Origin of the sequence: Gilliamella sp. Fer4-1, from assembly GCF_001690515.1 — a bacterium.
Classification (GTDB): Bacteria; Pseudomonadota; Gammaproteobacteria; order Enterobacterales; family Orbaceae; genus Gilliamella; species Gilliamella apicola_C.
Window position 1 is genome coordinate 1 of record NZ_LZGZ01000116.1, and the last position, 6,182, is coordinate 6,182.

The window sequence follows — 6,182 nt, forward strand, 5'->3', positions numbered from 1 at the left end:
AATCCTTTCCATAACCCATGACCTTTTTGTTCAACTTGACTTTGATAGCTACTCAGATCTTTTTGGTTTTGCGCATAACTATCACCTAACATACTAATGGCTGACACACCCAGCCCTAGTAAATCCGCATCTCCTTGCGTTGTGTAACCTTGGAAATTGCGGTGTAATTTATTTTCTTGCTGAGCAATAGCCAGCTCATCAGCGGGTTTGGCAAAATGATCCATACCAATAAAGTGGTAACCAGCATCGGTTAATTTTTTGATGCTTGTTTGTAAAATTCGCAATTTTTGGTCGGCATTCGGTAAATCATCATCTTTAATTTTACGTTGCGCGGCAAAACGATTTGGTAAATGAGCATAATTAAATACACTTAAACGATCGGGTGAAATATCTATCACTTTATTGAGCGTTTCGGTAAAGCTTTCTACGGTTTGCTTGGGTAAACCATAAATTAGATCTAGACTAATAGAGTGAAAACGATTTTTTCGTGCCTGATTAATAAGAGAACGTATTAGTGTTTCATCTTGTTTGCGATTAATTAGATTTTGGATTTCGTGGTTAAAATCTTGAATCCCCATACTCAACCTGTTAAAACCAACACTCGCTAAGTGGTCGATGGTTTGTGGCGTAATTTCACGAGGATCGATTTCGATCGACAGTTCGGCATTATCCGCAAAATTGAAGTGCTTTTTTAGCGAAGTAATCAGCCGAGTAATTTCATCATCAGTTAAAAAAGTCGGCGTACCCCCTCCCCAGTGCATTTGTGTTACAGTGCGTTGTTTGAATAATTTTGCCCGTTCGGCAATTTCAATATCCAAAATATCGAGGTATTTGGTGACTTTTTTTGTTTGGCGAGTAATGAGTTTATTACAACCACAAAAGTAACAAAGTTTATGACAAAACGGAATATGTACATAAAGCGATAATGGCTTTGTAGGGTAACGTGTGGCGGCCGATAAAAAGTCCTGCTTGCTAAATTCTTCATTAAATTCAAGTGCAGTAGGATAAGAGGTATATCTTGGACCAGAATAGTTATATTTTTCAATTAACGCCTGATCCCATAATTGCATATCAGTCATGCTGTTACTTCCGTTTAAATCTCTGTTTAGTGCTGTTATTTTTATCGAATTTTCGTATCAGTTTTCGATGATTTCTAATTTTTGTTTTAATTTTTATTTGATTGGTTTTATTTAAATATAACAATGTGCAAATTAATAACCCAAAATATAAACTTAGCATAATTAATATTGGCATTATGATTCGCTCGCTTTTAAGTTATTAATTAGAGGCATAAAAAATAAAGGTTGTGACATTAAATCACGAGCCGAAACTTAACTATTACAATGGCATTCCAGCTCGCATATCAGAAATATACAATCATGAGTATTAATTATATTTTCCTACCATTAGTTTCGTTTTAACAAACTAACAATATCTTCTTTCTTGTCGTCTTGATCTTCAATATCATCAAAATCGTCGTCAGTATAACCGAGCTCTTGCATTAACTCATCAATTCGATTTAATTTACTATCAAGATAAGTTTGTTGCTCTTTAGTTAGTTTGCTATTTTGCTCGACTAAATCCAGTAACTGATCTAATTTTGGATCATTTTCTAGTTGTTCTAACTCTTGTTGTGGAGATAAATTTGATGATAAAACCATTTTAGTTGGTTTAGTAGGTTGTTTAGCTTGTGTGACATTGCTTGAAGTTTCCGCAATTAAAGAAATTGGCTTTTTGCTACCCACACGTGGATCTTTGACTGTTTTTGTCGAATTTTTATTCTTGTTATTCTCTTGATTATTAAAGCGGGAACCACTTGGCAAACCTTTGTGTTTACGTTTACGCTTTAGTTCACGAGATTCTTCATTGATCTCTTGACGGCTTTTCTTAGTTTTTTGTTTCGATTTATTTTTTAACATACAATCTCAATTTAATACCAGAGTTAAAGATTTAGCTAGTATTTTAACAGTAACTTGACCAGATAGCTATGATGAAGCATCAATGCTAATTTGTGATTGTAAAAAATGAGATTTATGTATAATCTGAGCCAACTATTTGAGAATTAATTGCAATAGAGAAACATAAAACATGAACAATCATTTAAGCCCTTATATGCAATTTAGTCGTAAAGAGTGGGCTAGCTTACGTAATGCAGAGCCAATGACATTAACTTGTGACGAGTTAGTCTCTCTACAAGGCATTAATGAAGATCTGTCAATGGATGAAGTAAGTGATATCTATCTACCTTTATCCAGATTGCTTAATTATTACATTAGTAATAGTTTTAGCCGGCAGGCTGTTTTATCTAAATTTTTAGGCAAAAGCCAAAAAATTCCTTATATCATTGGTATAGCAGGAAGCGTTGCTGTGGGGAAAAGTACTACAGCTCGTGTATTGCAAGCATTATTATCTCGTTGGCCTGAGCATCGCAAAGTGGCTTTGGTGACAACTGATGGTTTTTTATACCCCAATAAATGCCTTGAAGAACGTGGAATAATGAATAAAAAAGGCTTTCCGCAATCTTATGATATTAAAAAACTGATCAATTTTGTTGCTGATATTAAGTCTGGCCAAGCACAGGTTAAAGCCCCCGTTTATTCTCATTTAGTTTATGATATTGTTCAAAATGAACAAATTATTCTCGATAGCCCTGATATTTTAATTCTTGAGGGATTAAATGTGTTACAAGGCGCTGTAAATTATGCACAAGCCAATAATCGTGTTTTTGTTTCTGATTATGTTGATTTCTCAATTTATGTTGATGCCGATGTTTCGTTGCTACACAATTGGTATGTCAATCGTTTTTTAAAATTTAGAGCAGGAGCATTTAGCGATCCCAATTCTTATTTTAATCATTACTCAAAATTGCCAGAGCAAGAAGCGCTTAACATCGCAAACCGTCTTTGGCATGAAATTAATGAATTGAATTTAATAGAAAACATCCTACCAACAAGGGAAAGAGCCAGCCTTATCCTAACTAAAGGCAAAGATCATAAAGTTGATTGTATTCAATTAAGAAAATAATTTAAAAAGGGGAAGAAGATCGATATGAAATTAACAATAAGATCAATTTGTAAGTTAATTTTTTTAGTATTAACAGCTATCGCTTTTATACCTAATATTTATGCAGCAAATCATGACGAATATCAAGGTGTAACTTGTTTTAGCAAAAAACACATTATGGAAAAACAAATTGATAAGGCAAAAAAGGCGGGTAACTTGCACCAAGCTCAAGGGCTTGAAAAAGCATTACATGATATCAATACATATTGTAATGATGATGATTTAAAAGCTAAATACACCGAAAAAGTAATTGAAAAGACTAAAAAAGTTGCCGAAAAAGAGCAAGCTTTAGCTAAAGCGCAAGCAAAAAGAGACTCCCAAAAAATAGCTAAACAAAAGCTAAAATTAAGTGAAGCTCAAAAAGAGTTGAGAGAAGCTAAAACTAAATTAGCTGAATTTTATAAAGAAATTCAAGTTAAATAAGGATGTGAATTCAAGCATAATTAACACCTTATTTACTGTCACTGATTTAGCGTTGAATATGTTCAATATATTTACATATATGAAAATAGAATATAAAATATTCAGCATTTTCAATACAATGGATAAGGTTATTTTAATGGCTAGCTTTTGGAAGAAAACATTCGGCGGTTTATCGGCAAGGTATTTAATACGACAATATTTATTTAGTTTTATAATTACTCTTCCTCCTTTATGTACCCTGATCTTCAAATTTAAAATGCCTGAAAGCATATATACAGTGATAGCTCTTTTAATATTATGGGGTTTATATCCATATTCTCGATTTGTTTATGAAAATGTTATTAGTTATATCGTTGGTGATAATACTTTCATTGTAAGTACAGAAACATGGCTCGTTACTAAATTCTTTACAATGGTAATATGCTTTGCTTTTAGTTGGGTGCTTGCTCCATGTGGTTATTATATTTATATTTTCAATCATCTAAGTTAGGATAAAGCGCTTATAACTAGACTTTTTTATTTAAAAAGAGTATGGTGTGCGCTTTGTTACGTGGTTCGTGAACCTCCCACGCTAAAAAACTAAGGAAAATTATGAATAAAGTTACACTACTTGGCGATCAATCTGTTCGCTATCCTACAACCTATTGTCCTGAAATACTCGAAACGTTCGATAATAAACACCCAACTAACGATTATTTTGTTAAGTTTAATTGCCCAGAATTTACTAGTCTTTGTCCTATCACTGGGCAACCTGATTTTGCGACGATTTATATTTCATACGTACCTAATATTAAAATGGTTGAAAGTAAGTCACTCAAGCTATATCTATTTAGCTTTCGTAATCATGGTGATTACCACGAAGATTGCATCAATATTATTATGAAAGATCTTATTAAACTAATGGATCCTAAATATATTGAAGTCTGGGGAAAATTTACCCCTCGCGGTGGAATCTCTATCGATCCTTATGCAAATTATGGTAAAGCCGGCACTAATTGGGAACAAATAGCGATGAGCCGTTTGGCTAATCACGATCTTTATCCTGAAAAAGTCGATAATCGCTAATTCAATTTACCCTAACAGGAAACTCTCAATGCAAACTCGTAAAGCACTAGTGATATTTTCTGGTGGGCAGGATTCTACTACCTGTTTACTGCAAGCCATTACTGATTATGGTCGTGAAAACGTCGAAACCATCAGCTTTCAATATGGTCAACGTCATGCTATTGAGCTTGAAAAAGCCAAGTGGATTGCTGAAGATCTTGGCGTTAAGCAAACAGTAGTGGATACCTCGGTGATTAAACAGACGACCAATAATGCTTTGATTGATGATTCACAAAAAATCACCGCAGCCAAAGAAGGCGATTACCCTAATACTTTTGTGGATGGACGTAATATGCTGTTTTTGCTTTTAGCTGGTTGTCATGCCAAGCAACACGGTATTAGTGACATTATTATTGGCGTTTGTGAAACCGATTTTAGTGGCTACCCTGATTGTCGTGATATTTTTATTAAATCAATGAATGTATCGATGAATCTTGCTATGGATTATAATTTCAATCTTATCACCCCTTTGATGTATTTGACTAAAGCTCAAACATGGGAAATGGCTGATAAACTGGGTTATTTGGGTTATGTCCGTGACCATACTCATACTTGTTATTACGGAATTGATGGTGGATGCGGCAAATGCCCGAGCTGTATTCTTCGAGATAAAGGATTAACAGAATACCTTAATCATTCAAATTAATTGAAACACTGGGTTCACTTACCCCATTAAAAAGGACAAATTTATGCACCTGAACGCTAATTCAGAACATATAAACCAATTTACTCACGCACAGCAAATCAAGGCTCTAAGCTGGCTTTCGTTTTTTCATATTTTGGTTATCGCTTCCAGCAATTATTTAGTACAAATTCCATTTGATATTTTTGGTTTTCAAACCACTTGGGGGGCGTTTACTTTTCCATTTATCTTTCTTACCACTGATTTAACTATTCGGGTATTTGGAGCGAGTTTAGCTAGGAAGATAATTTTTGTGGTGATGCTCCCCGCATTGCTATTTTCATATGTGATTTCCGTACTATTTTTTGAAACACATTGGGTTGGTTTATCGGCATTGACGGAATTTAATAGTTTTGTTTTTCGAATTGCATTAGCTAGTTTTGCCGCTTATTTAGTTGGACAATTGATGGATATTACTGTCTTTAACTATTTAAGAAAAAATAAATCGTGGTGGGTTGCACCAACAGCATCGGCTATCTTTGGGAATGGTATTGATACTATTGTCTTTTTTGCTATTGCCTTTTATCAAAGTAGCGATGAATTTATGGCAAATCATTGGGTCGAAATTTCTTTAATGGATTACAGTTTTAAAATTATCATTTGTGGCTTATTCTTTTTGCCTCTTTATGGTGTGATTTTAAATTTTATCCTAAAAAAATTAATTTTTGTCTCCAAAACTAATTAATCGTTATAACCTAAATTTCACTGACTTATCTTAATAAACTAAAACTCATTAATTATTTTTGATGAGTTTTAATTCTATTTTCAATGCATACAATAAAGACTATAAAAAACGTTCAGAAAAGTCATTGATTTTATTGAAGTTTTTCTTTCTGGTATTTGCAATAAAATTGCTCAATCTGTTGCTACACGCTTTGCTAAAAAGCGAAGAACTGTGCATAATATATAT

At 33.5% G+C, this 6,182-nt stretch carries 7 protein-coding genes and 1 riboswitch; of the genes, 5 read left to right on the top strand and 2 right to left on the bottom strand.

Going from position 1 to position 6,182, the window contains the following annotated elements:
* Together hemN and yihI are read right to left on the bottom strand one after the other, a co-directional pair.
* The coding region (gene hemN / locus A9G30_RS04220; RefSeq protein WP_065588161.1) for an oxygen-independent coproporphyrinogen III oxidase at positions 1 to 1,079 on the bottom strand (1,079 nt) is incomplete at its 3' end.
* 327 nt (positions 1,080 to 1,406) lie between these two features.
* Positions 1,407 to 1,919 carry a Der GTPase-activating protein YihI gene (gene yihI, locus A9G30_RS04225; RefSeq protein ID WP_065581418.1) on the bottom strand — a complete coding sequence of 171 codons (513 nt, stop codon included), beginning with the start codon at positions 1,917 to 1,919 and terminating at the stop codon, positions 1,407 to 1,409.
* Positions 1,920 to 2,088: 169 nt separating this feature from the next.
* On the opposite strand from yihI, the gene coaA reads away from it, so the two are divergent.
* The 5 genes from coaA (at position 2,089) to A9G30_RS04255 (ending at position 5,957) form a co-directional block, all read left to right on the top strand.
* A complete protein-coding gene (gene coaA, locus A9G30_RS04230) occupies positions 2,089 to 3,024 on the top strand; it encodes a type I pantothenate kinase (RefSeq protein ID WP_065588162.1) in 936 nt (311 codons plus the stop codon).
* Between the two features lie 24 nt (positions 3,025 to 3,048).
* The gene (locus A9G30_RS04235) at positions 3,049 to 3,486 is read left to right on the top strand and encodes a DUF1090 domain-containing protein (RefSeq protein WP_065588163.1); all 438 of its coding nucleotides are present in this window, start codon (positions 3,049 to 3,051) and stop codon (positions 3,484 to 3,486) included.
* A gap of 544 nt (positions 3,487 to 4,030) precedes the next feature.
* A riboswitch (PreQ1 riboswitch) is annotated at positions 4,031 to 4,075 on the top strand.
* A gap of 2 nt (positions 4,076 to 4,077) precedes the next feature.
* Positions 4,078 to 4,551, top strand: a complete 474-nt coding sequence (gene queF, locus A9G30_RS04245; RefSeq protein ID WP_065567963.1) for a preQ(1) synthase — start codon at positions 4,078 to 4,080, stop codon at positions 4,549 to 4,551.
* A gap of 28 nt (positions 4,552 to 4,579) precedes the next feature.
* Positions 4,580 to 5,236 carry a 7-cyano-7-deazaguanine synthase QueC gene (gene queC / locus A9G30_RS04250; protein WP_065581414.1) on the top strand — a complete coding sequence of 219 codons (657 nt, stop codon included), beginning with the start codon at positions 4,580 to 4,582 and terminating at the stop codon, positions 5,234 to 5,236.
* A 70-nt stretch (positions 5,237 to 5,306) separates the two neighbouring features.
* Positions 5,307 to 5,957, top strand: a complete 651-nt coding sequence (locus A9G30_RS04255; protein ID WP_141671984.1) for a 7-cyano-7-deazaguanine/7-aminomethyl-7-deazaguanine transporter — start codon at positions 5,307 to 5,309, stop codon at positions 5,955 to 5,957.
* Positions 5,958 to 6,182 lie beyond the last annotated feature (225 nt).